Below are 21,101 nucleotides of genomic sequence, written 5' to 3'. Positions count from 1 at the left end.
ACGGGATGATCGCATGGCCAATGACGGAAGAACGATCGCGGTTGCCGGCGCCGGCAGCATCGGCTGCTATGTCGGCGGCTGCCTGGCGCTTGCCGGGCGAAAGGTGAATTTCCTGGGCCGTGGCCGCATCGTCGAGACCATGCGCAAGGATGGGCTTCGGGTCAGCGATCTCGACGGTCGCGATCGGCGCATCGACCCCGAGGCGCTCGCGGTCACCGACGATCCGGCGTTGGCGCTGCGCAATTCGGATATCGTTCTTGTCACGGTCAAGAGCGGCGCGACCGAGGAGATGGCAGCGCTCGTCGCAGCCCATGCCCGGCCCGATACCATCGTGGTCAGCCTGCAGAATGGCGTCGACAACGCGGACAAACTGCGCGTCGCGCTTCCGGCGCGTCGCGTGCTGGCCGGTATGGTTGCGTTCAACGTCGTGCAATCGCCGGAGAGCGAAACGCCATTCCGGGTCCGGCGCGCCAGCGACGGCAAGGTGCTGATCGAGGATACCGTGCCCGGCCTCGCCACCTTGCTTGACGTCGAAGGGCTCGCGGTTCGGACCCATGCCGACATGAAGGCGGTGCAGTGGAGCAAGCTGCTGATGAACCTCAACAATGCGCTGGTGGCGCTGTCCAACCTGCCGCTGACCAGGGAGCTCGCCGATCGCCGCTGGCGCGTCATCCTGGCGGACCAGATCGACGAGGCGCGGGCGGCGATGAAAGCCTCCGGCATCGAGCCGGCGCGCATCGCCGGGCCGCCGCCATGGCTGCTGCCGAAAGTGCTGCGGCTTCCGGACTGGCTGTTCGGACTTCTGGCGCGCCGCATGCTGGCGATCGATCCCGAAGCGCGCGCCTCGATGTGGGACGACCTCGAGCGGGGCCACCCGACCGAGATCGACGAGTTACAGGGCGCGATCCTGCGTTTGGCGGAAAAGACCGGTGTGCCGGTGCCTTTGACGAAGCGCGTCGCGGCGCTGATCCGTCAGGCGGAAGCGGACGGGTGCGGCTCGCCCGGCCTGCGACCGGATGCGGTCAGTGGCGGTCCTCGATCAGCGTGATCTTCTGCCAGATTTTTCTCGACAGGTTGGAGGCTAGGTTCTCGATGTCGTTGACGCCGTCGACAACCACGGCGTCATTAACCGACTGGGCAAACAGCGCGGCGATCTTGCCGGTGATCGACAGCATCTCCGAGCAATAGTCCAGGTAACGCGCGAGGTCGGCGGCATTGGTGATGCGGGCCGGCGAATGCGCCGTCGGCCTGAAATCTGCCGATAGCGCCGCCGGGTCTTTAGTCAGCTGGTGCATGTCGATGACATGGATCAGCGAGCGCAAGCCGTGAAGCTGGCGGAAGACCTGTTTGCGCTTGATCCGTTCTTCGCTGCGGATCAGGGTGAGGAAGCCGAGCACGGCGAGGATGACGGTGTTGATCGTCGCCTCGATGCCCTGCACCGACTGCACGGCATCGTCGGTTCCCGAAATGCGGTCGAGCGGCAGGACGGTACCGACGAACAGGAACATCGCGACCCCGGCAATGAAGGCCGCGACGATGACGCCGCGCAGCCACCAGATCGGCGCATCCAGCTCCCTGGCGGCCTTCGCCAGGTCGCGCGACAGGGCGACCAGCTCGCCGGCGACGCCGCGAAGGCCCGCTTCCGGAAAACGCTCGGCGACACGCTCCTCGAGCCTTTCGGCGGTCTCGATGATCAGCGTCGGATCGAGCGTGCGGTAGCGCATGGCGGCTGCGTCGCTTTAGTGGTCAGCCGGCGCGTTGGTGCGGCTGCCGTAGCGATTGGACCCGGGTTGTCCCGGAAACAGGCAGAGCACCAGGAAGGCGACGATCGACACGACGGGAACGAACAGCACAAGCGCAGCGATGCCGGGCTTGTCGAGGTCGTGCAGCCGCTTCACCGCCAAAACGATGTTCGACCACAGCGATCCAAGGAAGGCGAGGAAGAAGACGAACGACCACAGGTTGCTCTCGGCCGAGCCTTCCGGCACCAGCGTGAAGCGGTAGAGCGGGAAAGCCTGGATCAGGGCAACCAGCAATCCGCCGAGAAAATAGGCCGCGCGGCTGACGCGGCCCGAGGTTTTGAAGAAAAGCCAGATGAAGTCTGATTGTTCAGGCAAGCGGGTCCGGTCCGTATTGATTGGCGCCTCTGGTGCCTTCCAGGATGCCGAGCTCGACCAGCAACCAGATGCCGCCGATGATGGGTATGAGGCCGATCAGCGTCCACCAGCCCGACTTGTTACGGTCGTGCCAGCGTTTGGCATAAAGAGCAATCGCGAAATAGATCGATGCCAGCATGACGAGGATGCCGACGACGCCGATCTCACCGCCGCTGGCCGTGGTGAAACGCGTGCCGAGGATCGAATCGAGAATGAAGGCAACGATAGCAAGAATGATGAATGCGCCGATGCCGGCCCAGAACTTGGCGCGGTTGATGCGGCCGTCGAAACTCGTCAGCAGATACTTCCAGTCCATGACGCCCCTCCGTGTTGAACCAGCGCGACGGAATGTCGCGCCGGCGGAAGGTGCGTCCGTTTCCGGAAAAGATCAATCGCGCAGCAATTCGTTGATCGACGTCTTGGAGCGGGTCTTGGCGTCGACGCGCTTGACGATGACGGCACAGTAGAGGCTGGGCCCCGGCTCGCCATTGGGCAGCGGCTTGCCCGGCAGCGATCCGGCGACCACCACCGAATTTGCCGGCACTTCGCCGTAGAAAACCTCGCCGGTGGCGCGGTCGACGATCTTGGTCGACTGGCCGATGAACACGCCCATGCCGAGCACCGAGCCTTCGCGCACGATGCAGCCTTCGACCACCTCGGAGCGCGCGCCGATGAAGCAATTGTCCTCGATGATGGTCGGGCCGGCCTGCATCGGCTCCAGCACGCCGCCGATGCCGACGCCGCCGGAAAGATGCACGTTCTTGCCGATCTGGGCGCAGGAGCCGACCGAAGCCCAGGTGTCGACCATCGTGCCCGTATCGACATAGGCGCCGACATTGACGAAGGACGGCATCAGCACCGCGCCCGGCGCGACATAGGCCGAGCGGCGCACGATCGAGGACGGCACGGCGCGGAAGCCGGCCTTCTCGAAGTCTACGGCGCTCCAGCCCTCAAACTTCGACGGCACCTTGTCCCACCAGACCGCCTGGCCCGGGCCGCCCTTGATGATCTCCATCGGGTTCAGCCGGAAGGAGAGCAGCACCGCCTTCTTCAGCCACTGGTTGACGAGCCACTTGCCGTCGTCCTGCCGCTCGGCGACACGGGCCACGCCGCGGTCGAGCAGGTCGAGCGCCGACTGGATGGCGTCGCGCGTTTCGCCGCGTGTCGCGGTCGAAATCGTGTCGCGCTCCTCGAAGGCCTTTTCGATGGTCTTTTCGAGGCTCGCCAGATCGGGCTTCGACATGAATTTGCTCCATTACAAAGCTGTTAAGGGCTGCGCCTTAACCTGTTTTGAAATCGCGCGGACCCTATGTGAAGCCTGGATGAGGGTCAATCGCGGCTGCGTCATGGGACGGCGCAAGTAAAGGATTTGGAACGGTGGACTCAATGACACCCATGGAAAAGGCGGGCTGGACGCCGCTGCCGCATTCGGACGAGGATCTGGAGCGGTCGAAGAGCGTGCCGGACACGCCGCAGACGCGGGCCGAAACCTATCGTCTGGCCTGGAACGATCCCGACTTCATGACGCGGCGCGAATTGCGCCCGGTGCGCCTGCAGCTCGAGCTGCTGAAGCCCGAGATGATCCTTGCCGAGCGCGGCATCCGTTCTACGGTCATCCTGTTCGGGGGGGCGAGGCTGCCGGAGCCGGGCGGCGTCGCCTGGGCAGCGAAGAACGAGACGCAGAAGAAGAACCTCGAGCTGAACAGCAAATACTACGAAGAGGCGCGCAAGTTCGCCCGGCTGTGCTCGCAGCAGTCGGCCACCTCCTACTATCGCGAATTCGTCGTCGCCACCGGCGGCGGGCCTGGTGTCATGGAAGCCGGAAACCGCGGCGCCGATGATGTCGGCGCGCCGTCGATCGGCCTCAACATCGTGCTGCCGCACGAACAGGCGCCGAACGCCTATGTGACGCCGGAGCTCTGCTTCAACTTCCACTATTTCGCCATCCGCAAGATGCATTTCGTCATGCGCGCCAAGGCGGTCGCGGTCTTCCCGGGCGGCTTCGGCACTATGGATGAATTCTTCGAAGCCCTGACGTTGATTCAGACCGGGCGCATGGAGCGCGTGCCGGTGATCCTGTTCGGCAAGGCGTTCTGGCAGAGGGCGATCAACCTCGATTTCCTTGCCGAGCAGGGCACGATCTCGCCCGGCGACCAGGACATCATCGATTTCGTCGACACCGCCGAAGAGGCCTGGGACATCGTCCGCCGCTTCTACAGTCTTTGAAGGTGCTGCCCGCTATTGCAGCTCGGCCAGCCAGCCATTCGAATGCGCAAAGCGCACGATGGCGGCGCGGGAGTGGAGTTCCAGCTTGTCGGTTGCCCGGGTCCGGTAGGTTTCGATGGTCTTTATGCTGAGGTTGAGCCGCGAGGATATTTCCTTGTTGCTGTAGCCGAGGGCAACCAGCTGGATCACCGATCGCTCCCGCTCGCTGAGATTGCCGGGGTCGCATTGCGTGCCATGGCGGGGGCTCAGGATGCGCGCGGCAAGTGCCGGATCGACATAATTGTCGCCGGCCAGCACGCATCGGATGGCCTGCAGCAGATCCGTCGCGGTCGACCGTTTGACCACGAAACCGCGCGCCCCGGCCGCCAGCACCTGGCGCAGGCAGCCGGGGTCCTCATGCGCGGTCAGCGCTATGCAGCCAATCTCGGGAAACCGCTCGACGAGCCGCTCGATCAGCGTGACCCCGTTGACGCCGGGAAGCGAGATATCGACCACGGCGACGTCGGGAAGGGCCCTGCCGATGCCTTCGAGGGCCTCATCGGCATTCGCCGCCAGCCCGACGATCGTCAGGTCGTCCTGGCTGTTGATCATCGCGCCGACACCGGACAGGATGATCGGGTGGTCATCGACCACGAATATGCGCCTGCAGCACACCTTTAACCTCCATCAGTCTGTCAAAGGCCCCGCCGCTTGGGGGGGTCCTCTTTGTCCTTGATGGTCTAGGCAACTGCCCCGCCTGGCGCGGGACGCCCGTCTGTCTCAGCAGGCCAGAACGGCCGCAACGGGTAAAGCCATCCCCCGCCTAACCCCATGAGTCGGATTGTAAGCCTCGGCCGACATTTTCGGATGTGGAACGCTTCACTTAGAGCAATTACCGGAAAGAGGTGCCCGGAACGGCACGAAAAACAAATAGTTAGAGCGGATGGCCGATTTCTGTCCAAACGCCGAACCGGTCAGCTGGTCGCCGAGCCGGAACCGGCATTCTTGTCCGATGATGTTGCGGGGAGGAGGGTGTCGGCGTTAAGCCATTTATCCGAGTCAGCCGGTCAAAAGCACATCGGCATAGATTGCGGTCCCCTTGCCCTTGGCGGTTTCGACCGTCAGCTCGCCCCCGATCAAGGCAAGGCGCTCTTTCATCCCGGCAAGTCCCAAATGGTGAGAACCGGGCGCGATATCGCCGTCGAAACCATGGCCATTGTCCTCGACGGCCAGCCGCAGCCTGTAGCCCCGAATGTGGGCCGTCACGCTGACCCGGCTCGGCTTGGCGTGCTTGCCGATGTTGGTGAGGGCTTCCTGCGCGATGCGATAGAGCGTCAGGCCGATTTCGGGCTCGATCGGCCTCGACAGGGCTTCCAGATCGACATCGCATGGGATGCCGAGCTGAGCGCACAGCATGCCGGCCAGATCCTCGATCGAGGTGCGAAGCCCCAGGCGTTCGAGATCAGCGGGCCGCAGGCTCCAGGCGGCATCGTGCACCCTGGCGCTCAGCTGGTCGATCAGCTGGGCCGCGCGCGAGAGGCGGGCATCGAATTCCGCGGAGTCCGCGCGTATGTTGTGCAGTTCCAGCGCCACGCTTGCCAGCATCTGGCCGAGATCGTCGTGCAGCTCGCGCGAGAGGCGCAGGCGCTGTTCCTCCTGCACGGCAATCAGGTGCCGCGCCAATTTCCGGCGCCGGGCCCCGCCGCCCCGAGCCTTGTCGCCCCGAGCCTTGTCGTCCCGAGCCTTGTCGTCCTTGCCTGTAGCGATACCCGCCCGCATCAACCTTCTCTTCTCTTTGCCGTCGTGTGGGTCGCAAGCCGTCCACGGGTCGGCGAGAAAAGGCATGAATATCCGAGCAATATACACCCGCCATATGCCTTTATGCTTGTCAGTTTTTTCCCGATGTCTTCGACTTTTCCCGACAAGGGCATCGGCTGAAAAACCGACAGCCCATGCCGATCAGCCCCAATGTTTCGGCGTCTTTTGTGCCGGCATCCTTGTTGTGTCGTCTCGGTCATCTTCGTGCCGGCCGAGATCTTCAACACCACAACCAAGGAGAACGTCATGAAAAGCATCATCCTGGCCGCGGCTATCCTGTCGGCTCTGACAGTTTCGGCATCCGCGCTGTCGATCGGTAGCGGCAATGGCAACGGCAACGGCAACGTTGGGGTCGGCAACGGTAACGGAAACGGCAATGCCAACACCGGCGCCTTCAACGGCAACTTCAACGGCAACGGCAATTTCGGCATCGGCAACGGCAACGGAAACGGCAATGCCAACATCGGTGGCTTCAACGGCAACTTCAACGGAAACCTCAATGCCGGCGTCGCCAACGGCAACGGCAACGGCAACGGCAACTTCGGCCTCGGCAACGGCAACCTGAACGGCAACGCCAACTTCGGCTTCGGCAATGGCAATGCCAACGGCAACGGCAACTGGGGCATGGGCAACGGCAACGGCAACGGCAACGCCAACCAGTAGCGTCGCAAACCGTCAGCATCGAAAGACGCTGACGCTTCTGGGACCGCCGAGCCTCGCGCCCATCCCCCACGCCAGGCTATCGCCGGTGGTCCCAGTCCTTTCTCAAGCAGGAAGCCTTTTTCCAAAGCAGAGCCATGGAAGGAATTCGCTCATGAAACCGAGCGTCATATCAGCACTGTGCCTTGGCCTTCTGAGCGCGACAGCCGCGAAGGCCGCCGACACCGGCAGTCAGGCCTTCAGCACATCCCGGATCGCGCAAACCGCCGGTCAGTATGGCCACTACATCGGCTCAGATGTCAGGAGCATGGATCCGCTCGGCAGCCTGGGCGGCAATGCCGGCTACAACAACACCGGCAGCGGCAATATCGGCGCCTTCAACAGCGGGACCGGCAATGTCGGCGCGTTCAACGGCAACGACAACACCTCCTCGACCAGCGGAAACCACAATATCGGAGCCTTCAACGGCAACGGCAACACCGGCGAATACGACGGCAACGCCAATGTCGGCGCCTTCAACGGCAACTTCAACGGCGGCTCCTTCAACGGAAACAGCAACGTCGGCGCCTTCAACGGCAATTTCAACGGCCGGGGAAACCGCTGATGGCCAGGCTCGGGCCACTCGCTTCGGCCCGGCGCGGCACTCGCCAGGCGACCGCGAGGCTGTTCGATGGGAACGGCATCGCGGTTTGCACGCTGCTTGCCGCGATCGTGGTCGCCGACGCCTCGACGGTGGTCAGGATCGCCGATCTTCCCATCGGCCGCGGCGATGATGCGATTGCCGGCCTGGGTAACGCCGATGGCTCAAACGGCAACTGGAACACCGGAAACTTCAACGGCAACGGCAATCGCGGCAGCTTCAACGGCAACGGCAATCGCGGCAGCTTCAACGGCAATGGCAATACCGGCAATTTCAACGGCAACGGAAATGCCGGCAGTTTCAACGGCAACATCAATTGCGGCAGCCGCTTCGGCAACGGGTTTTCGTCCGACGGCAACGGCAACGGGAAGCGCCAGGCCTTACCCGACTGGTGCCGGTTCCTGAAAAACCTGAACGGCCAACTAGGGCTGTCGCCCGGTACGATCCCCGACTTCGACTAGGCCCCCGGGGGTTGTCAGCGGGTAAGGTTTCATCGTTCGCTTCGAGCCATGGCAGACGTTTGGAATTGGCTGAAGCCTCGTCATCCCAGGGCGAAGCAGGAGCGAAGCTCCGTCGCGGAGACCCTGGGATCCATGCCGCTACCCGCGCGAAGGGTGCAGCGAAGCAGAATTCTGCACCGTCGCAAGGTCTTGACGTCACGGCATGGATCCTGGGGTCTGCGCCGCGTCGCTTCGCTCCTTGCTCCGCCCCAGGATGACGAAGCGGTCGGCGTTTAGGCCAATCTCCAAGGCACGTGATACGTCAGCAATCTGGGGTTGGTTCAGGCCGTGACGTCGACGATCGCCGTCAGGAAGCCGGCGAGGTCGTCGGTGACGAAATCCACGTCGTCCTCATTTGCCGGATCGCGCTCCCAGATCTCCGAGAAGGTCGGCTCGAAATTGCGCGGCACGACCAGCACCGTCGTCATGCCGAGCGATTTCGGCACCGAGAGGTTGCGCGCCAGATCCTCGAACATCACCGCGTTGTGGCCGGTGACGGAATGCAGCGCCGCGAACCGTTCGTACGTCTGGCGCGCCGGCTTGGGATTGAGACCGGCTGCGACGATGTCGAAAATGTCGTCGAAATGATCCAATACGCCGAGCTGGCGCGCGGCGCGCTCGGCATGCCGGCGGTCGCCATTGGTGAAGATGAATTTGCGGCCGGGAAGCTGGCGAATCGCGGCGCCCAGCACCGGATCGGGCACCAGCCAGGAATAGTCGATGTCGTGCACCTTCTCGAGGAAGTCGTCCGGGTCGATGCCGTGGCGCGCCATCAGCCCGTTCAGCGTCGTGCCATACTCCTGGTAGAGTTCTTTCTGCAGCTTGCGCGCGTCCTCGCGCGACAGCGTCAGCAGCTCGCTGACATAGGCGGTCATCTTCACGTCGATCTGCGCGAACAGATTCGAATGATGCGGGTAGAGCGTGTTGTCGAGGTCGAACACCCAATCCGTGACATGGGCAAATCGCGAGGGGTCGGGTGTCGTTGTCATGCCTTCCTTATGGCATGCTGGCACGGACTTTATCCACAACTTCCGCGCGTCTTGCGTCGTGAAAATGGCGGCTCGCTTCAAATTTTAACCATCCCGGAAAGGTCGCCTTCAGCGCTTGCTGGCACAGAGGCATTCCGTCGGGAGTCAGCGATGAGTCGTATAATTTTGAAGTCCGCAGTCGTCGCCTTCGCCTCGGTCGCCGCCTCGCTCTTGCTGACGCTGGTTGTGGTCCCGGCCATGGGCTTTCCGATCAGCCGCACCGTCTGGCTGACGGCCACGGTCTGCCCCTTGATGCTCGCCTGGATCGCCAGCGCCGGCACCTTCTGGCAAAGCGACCGTCTGAAGAACGCGCATCGCGAGCTTGCCCGCGCGCATGCGCAGCTCGCCGCCGCCCACAGGCGCCTGTCCGAGAAGGCAAGCCGCGACGACATGACCGGCATGCTCAACCGCGAGACCTTCTTCGCCGCTCTCGACGGTTCCCGCCGCAAGGCCGATCGCGGCGCGCTGCTGATCATCGATGCCGATCACTTCAAGACCATCAACGACAATTACGGTCACCTGACCGGCGACGACGCGCTGCTTTTGATTGCCGGCGCCATCGAGCGCGGCGTGCGCGGCGGCGATGTGCTCGGCCGCATCGGCGGCGAGGAATTCGCCGCCTTCCTGGTCGGCGCCACCGAGCCGGAAGCGAGGCGCGTGGCGGAGCGCATCCGCCGCGAGGTCGAGCTGATCCGCTTCCGTCCCATCGATGAGCGGACCGTGCCGTTGACCGTTTCGATCGGCGGCATCACCTGCGGCGAGAGCGCCACCGTATCGGAGCTGATGCGCGCCGCCGACCGCAGGCTCTACGAGGCCAAGCATCGCGGCCGCAACCTGTCCATTCTCGATCGCGACATTTCGGAAGCCGCATGAAGCGGTTCCGCGCGCGCCGAGCGGAGCAACGAGGCGTTAGCGAGGTCCTATCCTTTCCAAGATTCAACCGCGGCGATCACGTGGCTGTAACCGGGTTTTCACCTGGACTTGGCACGGAATTAGCTTCTGCGGCGGCATGTGTGCCGTCCGAGGACGGCATGCGTGTATCGACCCATCGAAAGACGTGTCATGAACCATTTCATGAGAAAGATGTCGCGCCGCACGATCGTGCAGGCGCTGATCGCGTTGCCCGCGCTGTCGCTGTTCCGCAACCAGCCTGCCGCCGGCCCTGACGAGATCCTCCGCGACGAAATCATAGAGATCAATGGCTGGATCCTGAGGCGGAGCGACCTCGCAATGGCGGCGACTACCCAACGGATGAGGAGACGGCGGGGAACCATCACATGGGCGGCACCCGCATGGGCACCGATGTCTCGAAGAGTGTCGTCGACGCCAACTGCAAGGTGCATGGCACGGACAACCTCTATGTCGGCGGCTCCTCGGTGCTCTGCACTTCCGGACAGTGCAACCCGACGACTACCATCACCGCGCTCGCCTGCCGGCTGGGCGACCACCTTGGCAAGGTGATCAGGGGCGGTGCCGGGATCTCGAACGGCAGCCGGCGCCGCCATGGCGGGGAGATTGTGAGCTCGCTATAGCCCGTACACAGCGACGCGCACCAGCACGGCCGCGGCGGCAAGTGCTACCAGCAGGATGCCAAGCCCGATGGGCGAGCCCCAGCCGTACCATTCCATCGCCAGCTTGGCGTATCTGTATTCCTCCTCGTTCGAGAGAGGGGTGCGCTGTTGAATCAGGCTCATTGTTCACTCCTTGCTGGCGACTTTGCCCTTGCCTTGCAAAGTGCGGCGTCGCATATTGATTCGATGGTCTTAATGTTAGGCAGATTAATAGTTAGATGATCGAAGCAAATTCGTCAAGCACGAATCGCGCGGAAATGACAAAGGCCGTCAGCCTCGCCGTCATGCGCTGGCAGGACGCGACGCAGGCCTATGACGAGGCGGTTGGCGCGCGGCTCGGGCTGATCGCGGCCGAGCGGCATTGCCTGGGCCTGCTCTATGGCGGCCCGCAGTCGGCGGGCGCCGTAGCCGCGGCAACGGGACTCACACCGGCGGCCGTCACCGCATTGATCGATCGGCTGGAGGCGCGCGGGCTTGTCACCCGAACCCGCAGCCTGGAGGACAGGCGCAAGGTGGTGATCGAGGCGACCGAGCTGACCAGAGAGCTGTCGGAGCGCTACTATGGCGCCATAGCGCGGGAGGGCGAAAAGGTGGTGGCGAGCTTCAGCGACGCCGAACTGGCTGCCGTGCTGCGCTTCATCAACGCCGCGCTCGACCTGCAGAGCGAGCAACTGGCGAGGCTCAAGGCCGAGCCGGTCGCTTCAGGCTGAGAAAGCAGCGACTGAGGAAGCGCCTTCCGAATAAACCCAGAGCGGTTCAGCCGCCCGGCGGCCGAACCGCTCTGACGACCGGCTGGGCGAAAGCCGGACCCTTGAAGCGCGCCCCGCCGAACGGTCTCAGGCACCGCGCCTTTGTTTCGATGCCTAAACCGTCGCCGGGTCGAGCGCCGGCTGGCCCTTGAAGCGCGTCACGATACCGGCGAGCGCATCACTGGCGAAGGCGTCGCGCAGCGCATCGAAGGACGGCAGCACGAAATAGGCGCGCTGGAACTTGTCGATCTCGTAGCCGGTGCGCATCACCGTCTCGAGGTCGAACGGCACGTGGTGGGCATCCTTGCTTTCGACCGCGAACTGCAGCTCGGTGAAGGACGACATCAGCCCGGCGCCGAATGCCTTCAGCGGCTGTCCCGGTTCCTGGATGAGGCCGTATTCGGCGCTGTACCAGTAGAGCCGGGTGATCATCTCGTCGCCGCCGAGCGCAATCAGATCCTCGGCCTTCTCGCCATACATCTGCATGAAGTCGGCGAACACCGGCTGGGTCAGGATCGGCACATGGCCGAAGAAGTCGTGGAACATGTCCGGCTCGACGATGTAGTCCAGTTCCTTGCGGGTTCGCAGCCAGTTGGTGACCGGGAAGCGCCGGTTGGCCAGGTGATCGAAAAACGGGCCGGCGGGGATCAGGCCCGGCACCGCCACGATCTCCCAGCCGGTCAGCTTGCGCAGCGTCTCGCTGACGGCATCGAAATCCGGAATTTTGTCGAGCAGGCCAAGCGCCGCGACGCCGTCGAGATAGGAACGGTGCGCAAGCCTCTGCGTCAGCTTCGTCTGGCGGTCGCAGAGCGTGCGCCACACCGCCTGCTCCTCGGCCGAATAATTGTAATCCTGCGCAACGGTGAAATCGGCGCGGCAGACCGAATAGTCGCCGCGCAGGCCCTGCGCCGCGCAGTCGCGGGCATAGTCGGCAACGCTGATCGTCATGTCTTCCTCCTCAGAATTGTGATCGGCGGATCGTGGAGAAATTGTAGCGGCATCCGGCGAGGCAAATCAGCTTTTGTGATGGCTTGATCGCAGGTTTCGAGGTAAAGCTTGCGAAGTCGGCCTGCTTGGGAGTGAAAATGCCTCAACTTGATGAGTTTGAGATTAAAATGCTTGATATCTTGCAGCGCGACGGGCGCAAGCCGGTGTCAGAGCTCGCGCAGGAGATCGGCCTGTCGACCACGCCCTGCGCGCGTCGCTTCGAAGCGCTGCAAGGCACCGGCGTCATCAAGGGTTTTGCCGCCGTGCTCAGCCGCCGCGCCGTCGGCCTGATGGTCGAGGTGTTCATCCAGGTTCGGCTGGTGAGCCACAGCGACGGCTCGCCGGAAAGCTTCATCGCCGCCGTGCAGCGCATGGATGAGGTCTCGTCCTGCTGGACGATGACCGGCGACCACGATTTCCTGCTGCATGTGATGGTGCCGTCGGTGGACGACCTCAACGCCTTCGTCATGCACCGGCTGATGCGGCTCCCCGGCGTGCGCGACGTCCACACCCAGCTCGTGCTGCAGAACATCAAGGGACCCGGCCACGTGCCGCTCAGCCATCTGCGGCGCTGACCAATGCTCTGCGATCAGGTTCCCGGGCGGATACGAGCCTGAAAAGAAACGAGGTGCGCATTAGATTTGGATGTCCTAATCGGTATTACTGAATTGCGGATTGAGTAATTCCAAGAAAAAACATGCGTAAATATTGTTACAGTATCGACATTGCGTGTGCGTCACCTTGTGAATCGGACAAGGGATCGATCCTGTGTTGCTTGGCTGCTCCAGTACGTTGCCTGGAACCGGTACCGTGCCAACTTGGTAAAGCGGTCGTGCAATCCGTTTACCGGCGGTTAGCAACATTAGTGTCTTATAATGAAACGGGCTTGCCTTCGTCCTTCCGTGTGGACCCGACGAACTTCGCTGGTTCGAACCGTTCATGCGGAGGACGAACGCAAAGGAGCACTGAATGCAACTGACGGAGGATGTGGCTCAGAGGGTCACCGAAGCGATTTCACGCCCCTCGTGGAAATCGGCCGACCCGATACTTTTTGCGATGCTCCTGCAGAAGAACGCGGATCAGAATCGCAAGGTCGTGCGCTGGGGCATAGCGGCGGCGGTGTTGAGCTACATCTCCTACGGCGCCTTCGACTTGTTTCTTTTCCCGGACGTCGCCGACCGTTTGATCCTGACGCGCCTGTCGTTGGGATTGACCTTCCTGGTGCTTGTCGAACTCGTCGCCCGACACAGTCGGGCCATCACCACCCTGCACTACGTTGCTGCCCTGGCGATCGTGACAGGCGCCATCGGATGGCTGCTGTCGGCGCTAGGCACCGCGTATCAGGAGGCGCTGTCCCACTTCATCATCTTCGGCACGGTGTTCATTCTCGGCGCCAATCTTTTCTTCAATTTCCGGTTATGGCTCTCGGCGCTGTCGTCCGCGACGGTGACGGTCGCCTTCGTCGGCGCCACGCTGTTCTACCTTCGTGCCGGCTTTGCCACACGCCTGGTGCTTTCGACCTATTTCGCGAATTGCCTCGTTTTGTCGCTTTATCTTTCATGGCGTCTCGCCATGGAGCGGTACCAGACCTTCCTGCATGCGCTTCAGGCGCAGATCCAGGAGCAGGTCGCCATCGAGAATGGTCAAAAGCTCATCGAGATCGCCGACACGGACCCGCTTACCGGGCTCAAGAACCGAAGAGCGATCACGCGGGAATTCGCGGAACTGTGCAAGGAATGGGCCACGGACAATGACGAAATAGGCGTCATTCTCATGGATGTGGACTACTTCAAGCGGTTCAACGACCGGCTCGGCCATCAAGCCGGCGACGACTGCCTTATCGAACTTGCGCGCGCCTTCGATGAAACGGCGGCGGCCAATCATGCCATCGCGGGACGTTATGGCGGCGAGGAATTCGTCGTGCTCTGCAAGGTCGCCGGACGGGATCATCTTCGCGACGTGACGCACCAATTCTGCCGGGCTGTCGAGGATCTGAAGATTTCGCATCCCGATCGGGACGACAAGCTCAACATCGTCACCATCAGCGCAGGCGCTTCGTTGACGCGCGCGGATCACAGCATAGAGCTTCGGATACTGCTGCAAGAGGCCGACCGCGCGCTCTATGCGTCGAAATTCTCAGGCCGCGCCACCCTCACGATCTACGACGCGCAGGCCACCGACCAGAAGCGCGCCAGCCAGAATCTCTCGGAGCTGCTCAAGCACGCCGTTTCGGAACGACTGGTCTCCGTCGTTTATCAGCCGATCTGCGATGCGACGTCCGGCCAGGTGCTTGGCCATGAGTCGTTGATGCGGCTGCGCGACTTCGACGGCAGCCTAATCAGCCCATCCGTCTTCATACCCGTCGCCGAGCAGACCGGCGGGATCGAGGAACTCGGCATGTGGCTGATCGATCGGGCCTGCGGCGACATGGTCGAGCACGGATTGGGATCGGTCGTGTCCGCGAACGTGTCGGTCGTCCAGCTCAAGGCTCCGAATTTTCCGCTGCACATCACCGAGATCCTTGGCCGGCACGGCATGGCGCCCCAGAAACTGGCGCTCGAAGTGACCGAAGGCAGCGATATTTTCCTCGAGGCGCAGGCCGCCAGGAATATCGAGCAGCTCCGCAACCTCGGCGTTCAAATCTGGCTGGATGATTTCGGCACCGGGTTCGCCGGTCTGGCCTGGCTGCGTCGGTTCAAGTTCGACGTCGTCAAGATCGACCGCAGTTTCCTGCACGACTGCCAGACGATTCGAGGCCTCAGCCTATTGCAGGACATGGTCAGGCTTCTGCGCAATCTGGGCCACACGGTGCTTGTCGAAGGCGTCGAGACGAAGGAGCAGCAGAATTTGCTGCAGCACATGGGTATTCAGTCGGTCCAGGGCTTCCTTACTGGCCGCCCCGTTCCGATCGAAGAGATCAAGCAGGCCAGGCGGGAACTCGTTGCCTGAAGCATCTCCCGCGAAAATCGGAACTGGCATGCTTGAAATCAGAACCTAAAGCGCGTCGCGCTGAAGCGGATTCAGGCGACGCGCTTTAAGTCTTTGTTTTTATGCATGTCCGTTATCGCAAAACCGCTGCGCACTTTTGCGCGACATGCATTAAAGCGCATGGAGCGCGACGCCAGCCCTCATGAAAAAGGTCGGGCCGCTTTGCGGCCCGACCTGGAAATCGAAAAGGATCCTTGAAAGGCAGCTCCGCTGCCGCCTATGCCGGCGCCCGGGTGCCACCGCGCTTGAGGATCCTGCCGTAAACGATGTTCCTGTTGGATCCGTAGTAGACCTCGGCATCGACATGGTTCTTGTCCACCGCGGCATTGATGATGTCCCACATGTCGCTCGCCGAACGCAGGATGAGCGGCCAGTCCATGAAGGTCTCCATGTAGCCGTCGGTCGTGATCTCGTCGCTGAAATTGGCGAAGAGGAATTCCCCGTCCGGCTTGACCAATTCCATGGCCCTCTGAAGCAGACGGGCGCCGACGGGGAGCGGCAGGTAATCATACAGGCCGGACGCATAGACGAGATCGAACGTACCAAGCGGGTAGGCACGCCGCAAAAGACCGCGCACGGATCCGTCCATGGCCTCGACGGCGGTGCCGGCGAGGTCTCGGTTGACCGTGCCGACGCTGACCGGGTCCTGGTCGAGACCGATCCAGCGCTTCAATCTCTTCTCCGCGAGCGCCTTTGAGAGCTCGGCTTCCCGCAAATGGCCGCAGGCGATCGCCAGGATTTCGGCATTCTCCACCCGCGCCGCCGTTTCGTCGACCGTTCTGGCCAATATCGCGCGACGCTCGCGCCCCGCCACCGAACTCGCCGCCTCGCTCGTATAGGCAAAGATCTCGCGGCCGAGCTCGCTCGACGATGCGACGATCTCGTTGGCGCTCGGATGCTTGTAGTAGATGTCCAGCAGCGTCGCGTCGCCCGAATAGCCGCGCGGTTTTTCGAAGGACCAACGCGTGAATGGATCCTGCTTCAGATAATCCGCGACTCGGTGCTGCTGAGCCAAGGGTATCAGTTCCTGCCACAGAGCGGGGGCGACATCGCGGCGCAATTCGTGCAATCGACCGGCCAGGCGTTCGACGATTTGCCCCGCCGGCTCCTGGCGCGCGAAAGCCTGGTGGGCGAGGTCCAGCACGAGGGCGAGTTGAGCCGCCCGCGTCTTGAGCTCGACGGCGTCGACCGTTTCTGCGGACGCCGCCTTGTGTTTCTTGATCAACGTCGATGTGATGAGGCTTGCTTCGTCAATTTTCAAATCAGGATTCAACGCCATATGGGCATTCCTTGTGGTCACGCACCGACAATTTATAGATGCATATATAGATGGATAGAGTTTTAATAAAGGTTTAGGCTAATCTGCATTAGATAATGCTAATATACTGATTTCCGAAGGTTTGAGCCGCCGAAAGCCGCATCAACGTGCGGAATGCGTGCCACCACTTCGACGCCTGGCTGCGCTTAGTCGCTTTGACCGCATCCCCCTCAAATCTGTTGGAAAGCTGCATCGAAACTGCTGAACCGCGCCAAGGCGGCTTCGACATCGGCAAATACGACCGGTGGGCCAACTTGGAGGTCCGCCATGAACATCGTGCTGATCAACCCGCCGCATACGGCCATCGGCAGCCGCGTGCCCGACGATCATCTGCCGCCACTCGGGTTGCTGGCCATCGGCGGTCCGCTGCTCGATGCCGGCCACCCGGTGCGCCTGGTCGACGCCGAATTCGGGCCGATGCCGCTTCCCGCGCTCGTTGATGACGCTTTGAGCGGCGATCCGGATTTGGTCCTCATCGGCCATTCCGGCTCGACCTCGGCGCATCCGACAGCGCTGCGGATCGCCGAGATGATCAAGGCCCGCGCGCCCGCGGTCGTCGTCTATGGCGGCGTCTTCCCGACCTATCACTGGCGCGACGTGCTGGCCGCGACGCACGCCTTCGACTTCATTGTGCGCGGCGAGGGGGAGGTGACCGCGGTGTCGCTGGTCGAGGCGCTGGAACGGCGCCTGCCGATGGCAAGCGTCGCCGGTATCGCCTATCGCGATGATCTCTGCCGGGCCTTCGCCACGCCGCCGGCAGCGGCGATCGCCGATCTCGACGCCTGTCGCGTCGGCTGGGAGCTGATCGACCATCGCCGCTACAGCTATTGGGGCGGCAAGCGTGCCGTGGTCATGCAGTTCTCGCGTGGTTGCCCGCATCTATGCAACTATTGCGGCCAGCGTGGCTTCTGGACCCGCTGGCGCCATCGAGATCCGGTCAAATTCGCCAAGGAAATCGCCTGGCTGCACCGCGAGCATGGCGTCGAGCTGATCAATCTGGCGGACGAAAACCCGACCTCATCGAAAAAGGCCTGGCGCGCCTTCCTCGAAGCCATGATCGCGGAGAACGTGCCGGTGCTGATCGTCGGCTCGACCCGCGCCGACGATATCGTGCGCGATGCCGATATCCTGCATCTTTACCGCAAGGCCGGCGTCATCCGCTGGCTGCTCGGCATGGAGAACACCGACGAGGCGACACTGTCGCTGATCCGCAAGGGTGGCAGCACCAAGTCCGATCGCGAGGCGATCCGGCTGCTCAGGCAGCACGGCATCCTGTCGATGGCGACCTGGGTTGCCGGCTTCGAGGACGAAGGCTTGCGCGATCTCTGGCGCGGCTTTCGCCAGCTCATCGCCTATGATCCCGACCAGATCCAGGCGCTCTATGTTACGCCGCATCGCTGGACGCCGTTCTTCCGCATCGCCAAGGATCGCAAGGTGATCCAGAAGGACGTCCGCCTCTGGGATTACAAGCACCAGGTGCTGGCGTTGACCCGGCTGAAACCCTGGATGCTGTTCTTCGCCGTCAAGCTGATCGAGCTTGCCGTGCAATCGCGGCCGAAGGCGCTGGCGCGTATCCTTTTCCACCCGGACCCCGAACAGCGGCATTCGATGCGCTGGTACACGAGGATGGGCCGCCGCGTCTGGTTCCGCGAGGTCTGGAGTTTTCTGGTCCGCGATCGCCGCGTCAAGGACGGACCGACGCTTGCCGAATTCTGGGGCGCGCCGCAGGACGCCGAGGAGGAATCGATGATCGTCCGGCGCCCGGTGCGAAAGCCTGCCAGGGCCGTCATCGACGGCGGCGTTGCATCGGACGAAAGAAGACTAGCCGGCTGATTATGGCAGTTCATCGTTTTATGGAAACGGTGAACTTGCCCTCTTACGGCACGATCAGCGTGCCGGCGCCGTGCTCGGTGAACAGCTCGAGCAGCACCGAATGCGGCGTCTTACCGTTGAGGATGACGACGCCCTCGACGCCGCGCTCGATCGCCTCGATGCAGGTCTCGACCTTCGGGATCATGCCGCCCGAGATCGTGCCGTCCTTGATCAGCGCCTTGGCCTCGGCCACCGTCAGCTCGTCGATCAGCTTCTTGTTCTTGTCGAGCACGCCGGGCACGTCGGTGAGGAAGAGCAGGCGCGAGGCGCGGCAGGCGCCGGCGATGGCGCCGGCAAACGTGTCGGCATTGATGTTGTAGGTATGGCCATCGCGGCCGGGCGCCACCGGCGCCAGCACCGGAATCATCTCGGAACGTGCCAGAAGATCGAGCAGCGTGCGGTCGACCTCGACCGGCTCGCCGACGAAGCCGAGATCCAGCACCCGCTCGATGTTGGAATCCGGATCGATCATGGTCTTGCGCGCCTTTTCGGCGAACACCATGTTGCCGTCCTTGCCGCAGAGGCCGATCGCCCATTCGCCCTCGGCGTTGATCAGCGCCACGATCTCCTTGTTGATCGAGCCGGCCAGCACCATCTCGACGATCTCGACCGTCTTCTGGTCGGTGACGCGCAGGCCACCCTCGAACTTGGATTCGATGCCCATCTTGTTGAGCATGGCGCCGATCTGCGGCCCGCCGCCATGCACGACGATCGGGTTGACGCCGGACTGCTTCAGCAGCGCGATGTCGCGGGCGAAGGCCTTGCCGAGCTCGTTGTCGCCCATGGCATGGCCGCCATACTTCACCACCACGGTCTTGTTCTCGTAGCGCTGCATATAGGGCAGCGCTCTGGAAAGCAGCGCGGCCTGCATTTCGGCAGTGGCGGCGATGTCCGTCATCGATATGTTCCCGGCTTCTAGGAAAGGACGGCGGCGTCTTAGCGGTAATTGCCGCAGGCCGCAAACGGCTTTGCGGTCACAATTGCGAAATCAGCCGGGCGCCTTGAGTGGCGCCCGCCGCTTGAGCCACCCCGACAACTTCTCCATCTGCGCGGCGAGCGACAAGAGCGTCTCTTCGTCGCCCGGCCGCCCCGCGGCCTGGATGCCGAGCGGCAGGCCGGCGGCCGTGACATGCACCGGCAGCGCGATCGAGGGCTGGCCGCTGACATTGTGGATCGCCGGCCAGTGGGTGAACCACAGGCTCTTGTCCATCAGCTGGCCGAAAATTGATTTGATCCTGAGCAGCCCGGTGAGGTGCAGCTTGTCGAGCGTGTTTTCGATGAGCTCGTCGACGCCCTTCGCGTCCATCGCGCCGCAGGCGAGCGGCGGGTGGGCGATAATCGGCATCAGCACGGCGTCGAAGCGCGCGGTCTCCTCGATCATCCGCCGCGCGCTGGCGTTGAGCCGCTGCACCGCGTCATAGACTTCGCCGGCGGACAGCATCTCGCCGAGGCGGCCGAGCACGCGCGTCGCGCGCTCGACCTCGCCGGTGACGGGCCGGCCGACGCGCAGCGCCTCGGCCCGCATCATGCCTGCGACCGCCGAGGCGACGCTCTTGCAGAAATCGGCCATGAAGTCGCGGCCGATATAGGGGAGGTCGATCTCCTCCACCGTATGCCCGCCCTCGCGCGCCAGCGCCACCGCCGTGTCCAGCGCGGCAATCGTCTCGGCCGAGATCGGCAGGCCGAGCGGCGACTTGCGGTAGACGGCGAGGCTGAGCTTGCCGGGATCGCGCGCCGCTGCTGCGGCAAACGAGCCTTTCGGCGCCGGCGCCGCATAGGGTGACAGCGGATCGGCGCCATGCGTCAGGTCGAGCAGCAGCGCCGTGTCGCGCACCGAGCGGCTGACGGCGTGGTCGACGACCATGCCGTACCAGCTTTCGCTGGTTAGCGGCGTCAGGGGCACTCGGCCGCGCGATGTTTTCAATCCGACCAGCCCGCAGCAGGCCGAAGGCACGCGGATCGAGCCGCCGCCGTCGGAGGCATGCGCCGCCGGCACCACGCCTGCCGCCACAAGCGCGGCCGAACCGCCCGATGAGCCGCCGGTGGTGTGGCCGGTGTTCCAGGGATTGCGGGTGATGCCGAAGCGGGCAGATTCCGTCATCAGCCGCAGCCCGTGCTCGGGCGAGGTGCTGGTGGCGATCGGGATCAAGCCGGCGGCCAGATATCGCTCGACCATCACCGAGTTGTAGTCCGCCGTGAAGGCCGGGATGCGGCTGCCGCCATGGATCGGCACGCCTTTGATGCCGATGCCGAGATCCTTCAGCGCGAAGGGCACGCCGGCGAGCGGCAGCTTGCGGTCGACCGCTTTCGCCCTCGCCCTGGCGGTGTCGTAGAGCGGCGTGGCTATGGCGTTGATGTCGGGTCTTGTCGCTTCGGCGCGCGCGATCGCGGCGTCGACCAGTTCCTGCGGCGAAATTTCTCCCCTGTGCACGAGCTCGGCAAGTCCGGTCGCATCCTGTTCCCAAAGCACGCATTCGTTCGACATTGCCGCCCCTCTTTTATGCAAAGCTATCGCATGAAGCGGCAAATCGGAATCGGGATTCGACAGACCAACGGCATGATAAACCTTTGGCGGACAAAGGCCTCGGCGCCCCGTTGCAAATAAATCG

22 protein-coding genes and 1 pseudogene are annotated in these 21,101 nt (G+C 63.2%); 11 read left to right on the top strand and 12 right to left on the bottom strand.

Features of this window, described 5'->3' with window-relative positions:
• The first annotated feature begins 13 nt into the window (after window positions 1–13).
• The gene (locus P9236_RS25970) at window positions 14–1,048 is read left to right on the top strand and encodes a 2-dehydropantoate 2-reductase (protein WP_278077491.1); all 1,035 of its coding nucleotides are present in this window, start codon (window positions 14–16) and stop codon (window positions 1,046–1,048) included.
• On the opposite strand, the gene P9236_RS25965 is transcribed toward P9236_RS25970, so the two are convergent.
• From P9236_RS25965 to dapD, 4 genes are all read right to left on the bottom strand, one after another.
• Window positions 1,023–1,724, bottom strand: a complete 702-nt coding sequence (locus P9236_RS25965; protein WP_278077490.1) for a hypothetical protein — start codon at window positions 1,722–1,724, stop codon at window positions 1,023–1,025. The genes P9236_RS25970 and P9236_RS25965 overlap by 26 nt on opposite strands.
• A gap of 15 nt (window positions 1,725–1,739) precedes the next feature.
• Complete coding sequence (locus P9236_RS25960) at window positions 1,740–2,117, bottom strand: DUF805 domain-containing protein (RefSeq protein ID WP_278077489.1); 378 nt, start codon at window positions 2,115–2,117, stop codon at window positions 1,740–1,742.
• Window positions 2,110–2,472: a DUF805 domain-containing protein gene (locus tag P9236_RS25955; RefSeq protein WP_278077488.1), complete on the bottom strand. Its 363-nt coding sequence runs from the start codon at window positions 2,470–2,472 to the stop codon at window positions 2,110–2,112. Before P9236_RS25955 ends, P9236_RS25960 begins: the two co-directional genes overlap by 8 nt.
• A 72-nt stretch (window positions 2,473–2,544) precedes the next feature.
• A complete protein-coding gene (dapD, locus tag P9236_RS25950; RefSeq protein WP_278077487.1) occupies window positions 2,545–3,399 on the bottom strand; it encodes a 2,3,4,5-tetrahydropyridine-2,6-dicarboxylate N-succinyltransferase in 855 nt (284 codons plus the stop codon).
• Between the two features lie 143 nt (window positions 3,400–3,542).
• Between dapD and P9236_RS25945 the strand changes: the two genes are divergently transcribed.
• The gene (locus tag P9236_RS25945; protein ID WP_278077486.1) at window positions 3,543–4,382 is read left to right on the top strand and encodes an LOG family protein; all 840 of its coding nucleotides are present in this window, start codon (window positions 3,543–3,545) and stop codon (window positions 4,380–4,382) included.
• A gap of 12 nt (window positions 4,383–4,394) precedes the next feature.
• On the opposite strand, the gene P9236_RS25940 is transcribed toward P9236_RS25945, so the two are convergent.
• Entirely contained in the window at window positions 4,395–5,015 is a 621-nt protein-coding gene (locus tag P9236_RS25940; RefSeq protein ID WP_278077485.1) for a response regulator transcription factor, read from the bottom strand.
• Window positions 5,016–5,420: 405 nt separating this feature from the next.
• The gene (locus P9236_RS25935; protein WP_278077484.1) at window positions 5,421–6,206 is read right to left on the bottom strand and encodes a sensor histidine kinase; all 786 of its coding nucleotides are present in this window, start codon (window positions 6,204–6,206) and stop codon (window positions 5,421–5,423) included.
• A gap of 219 nt (window positions 6,207–6,425) precedes the next feature.
• On the opposite strand from P9236_RS25935, the gene P9236_RS25930 reads away from it, so the two are divergent.
• From P9236_RS25930 to P9236_RS25920, 3 genes are all read left to right on the top strand, one after another.
• Complete coding sequence (locus P9236_RS25930; RefSeq protein ID WP_278077483.1) at window positions 6,426–6,842, top strand: hypothetical protein; 417 nt, start codon at window positions 6,426–6,428, stop codon at window positions 6,840–6,842.
• Between the two features lie 151 nt (window positions 6,843–6,993).
• Complete coding sequence (locus P9236_RS25925) at window positions 6,994–7,443, top strand: hypothetical protein (RefSeq protein ID WP_278077482.1); 450 nt, start codon at window positions 6,994–6,996, stop codon at window positions 7,441–7,443.
• Window positions 7,443–7,940 (top strand): hypothetical protein, encoded by a 498-nt coding sequence (locus P9236_RS25920; protein WP_278077481.1) that lies wholly within the window; start codon window positions 7,443–7,445, stop codon window positions 7,938–7,940. The genes P9236_RS25925 and P9236_RS25920 overlap by 1 nt, the downstream gene beginning before the upstream one ends.
• Window positions 7,941–8,260: 320 nt before the next feature.
• Here the strand turns inward: P9236_RS25920 and P9236_RS25915 are convergent, their stop codons facing one another.
• Window positions 8,261–8,968: a pyrimidine 5'-nucleotidase gene (locus tag P9236_RS25915; RefSeq protein WP_278077480.1), complete on the bottom strand. Its 708-nt coding sequence runs from the start codon at window positions 8,966–8,968 to the stop codon at window positions 8,261–8,263.
• Window positions 8,969–9,118: 150 nt separating this feature from the next.
• Between P9236_RS25915 and P9236_RS25910 the strand changes: the two genes are divergently transcribed.
• Together P9236_RS25910 and P9236_RS25905 are read left to right on the top strand one after the other, a co-directional pair.
• Window positions 9,119–9,880 (top strand): GGDEF domain-containing protein, encoded by a 762-nt coding sequence (locus P9236_RS25910; protein ID WP_278077479.1) that lies wholly within the window; start codon window positions 9,119–9,121, stop codon window positions 9,878–9,880.
• A 356-nt stretch (window positions 9,881–10,236) separates the two neighbouring features.
• A pseudogene (locus P9236_RS25905) lies at window positions 10,237–10,470 on the top strand (GMC family oxidoreductase); the annotation flags it as partial.
• 63 nt (window positions 10,471–10,533) lie between these two features.
• On the opposite strand, the gene P9236_RS25900 reads toward P9236_RS25905, so the two are convergent.
• Window positions 10,534–10,701 (bottom strand): hypothetical protein, encoded by a 168-nt coding sequence (locus P9236_RS25900; protein ID WP_278077478.1) that lies wholly within the window; start codon window positions 10,699–10,701, stop codon window positions 10,534–10,536.
• A gap of 95 nt (window positions 10,702–10,796) precedes the next feature.
• Between P9236_RS25900 and P9236_RS25895 the strand changes: the two genes are divergently transcribed.
• On the top strand, window positions 10,797–11,288 hold the full coding sequence (locus P9236_RS25895; RefSeq protein ID WP_278077477.1) for a MarR family transcriptional regulator: 492 nt from the start codon (window positions 10,797–10,799) through the stop codon (window positions 11,286–11,288).
• Between the two features lie 153 nt (window positions 11,289–11,441).
• On the opposite strand, the gene phhA is transcribed toward P9236_RS25895, so the two are convergent.
• The gene (gene phhA, locus P9236_RS25890; protein WP_278077476.1) at window positions 11,442–12,275 is read right to left on the bottom strand and encodes a phenylalanine 4-monooxygenase; all 834 of its coding nucleotides are present in this window, start codon (window positions 12,273–12,275) and stop codon (window positions 11,442–11,444) included.
• Window positions 12,276–12,412: 137 nt separating this feature from the next.
• Here phhA and P9236_RS25885 point away from each other — a divergent pair, with 137 nt between their 5' ends.
• Both P9236_RS25885 and P9236_RS25880 read left to right on the top strand, forming a co-directional pair.
• On the top strand, window positions 12,413–12,889 hold the full coding sequence (locus P9236_RS25885) for an Lrp/AsnC family transcriptional regulator (RefSeq protein ID WP_278077475.1): 477 nt from the start codon (window positions 12,413–12,415) through the stop codon (window positions 12,887–12,889).
• Between the two features lie 394 nt (window positions 12,890–13,283).
• The gene (locus P9236_RS25880; protein ID WP_278077474.1) at window positions 13,284–15,263 is read left to right on the top strand and encodes a GGDEF and EAL domain-containing protein; all 1,980 of its coding nucleotides are present in this window, start codon (window positions 13,284–13,286) and stop codon (window positions 15,261–15,263) included.
• A gap of 256 nt (window positions 15,264–15,519) precedes the next feature.
• On the opposite strand, the gene P9236_RS25875 is transcribed toward P9236_RS25880, so the two are convergent.
• Window positions 15,520–16,581, bottom strand: coding sequence for a class I SAM-dependent methyltransferase (locus P9236_RS25875; RefSeq protein WP_278077473.1), 1,062 nt, complete (start codon window positions 16,579–16,581; stop codon window positions 15,520–15,522).
• Window positions 16,582–16,887: 306 nt separating this feature from the next.
• Here P9236_RS25875 and bchE point away from each other — a divergent pair, with 306 nt between their 5' ends.
• On the top strand, window positions 16,888–18,453 hold the full coding sequence (gene bchE, locus P9236_RS25870; RefSeq protein WP_278077472.1) for a magnesium-protoporphyrin IX monomethyl ester anaerobic oxidative cyclase: 1,566 nt from the start codon (window positions 16,888–16,890) through the stop codon (window positions 18,451–18,453).
• Window positions 18,454–18,496: 43 nt separating this feature from the next.
• Here the strand turns inward: bchE and argB are convergent, their stop codons facing one another.
• Window positions 18,497–19,390: an acetylglutamate kinase gene (gene argB / locus P9236_RS25865; protein WP_192249238.1), complete on the bottom strand. Its 894-nt coding sequence runs from the start codon at window positions 19,388–19,390 to the stop codon at window positions 18,497–18,499.
• Between the two features lie 90 nt (window positions 19,391–19,480).
• The gene (locus tag P9236_RS25860; RefSeq protein WP_278077471.1) at window positions 19,481–20,977 is read right to left on the bottom strand and encodes an amidase; all 1,497 of its coding nucleotides are present in this window, start codon (window positions 20,975–20,977) and stop codon (window positions 19,481–19,483) included.
• Window positions 20,978–21,101: the final 124 nt, after the last annotated feature.

The sequence above is a fragment of the Mesorhizobium sp. WSM4884 genome (genome assembly GCF_029625675.1).
In the GTDB taxonomy this organism is placed as follows: domain Bacteria; phylum Pseudomonadota; class Alphaproteobacteria; order Rhizobiales; family Rhizobiaceae; genus Mesorhizobium.
This window is presented reverse-complemented; position numbering and strand designations above follow the sequence as displayed.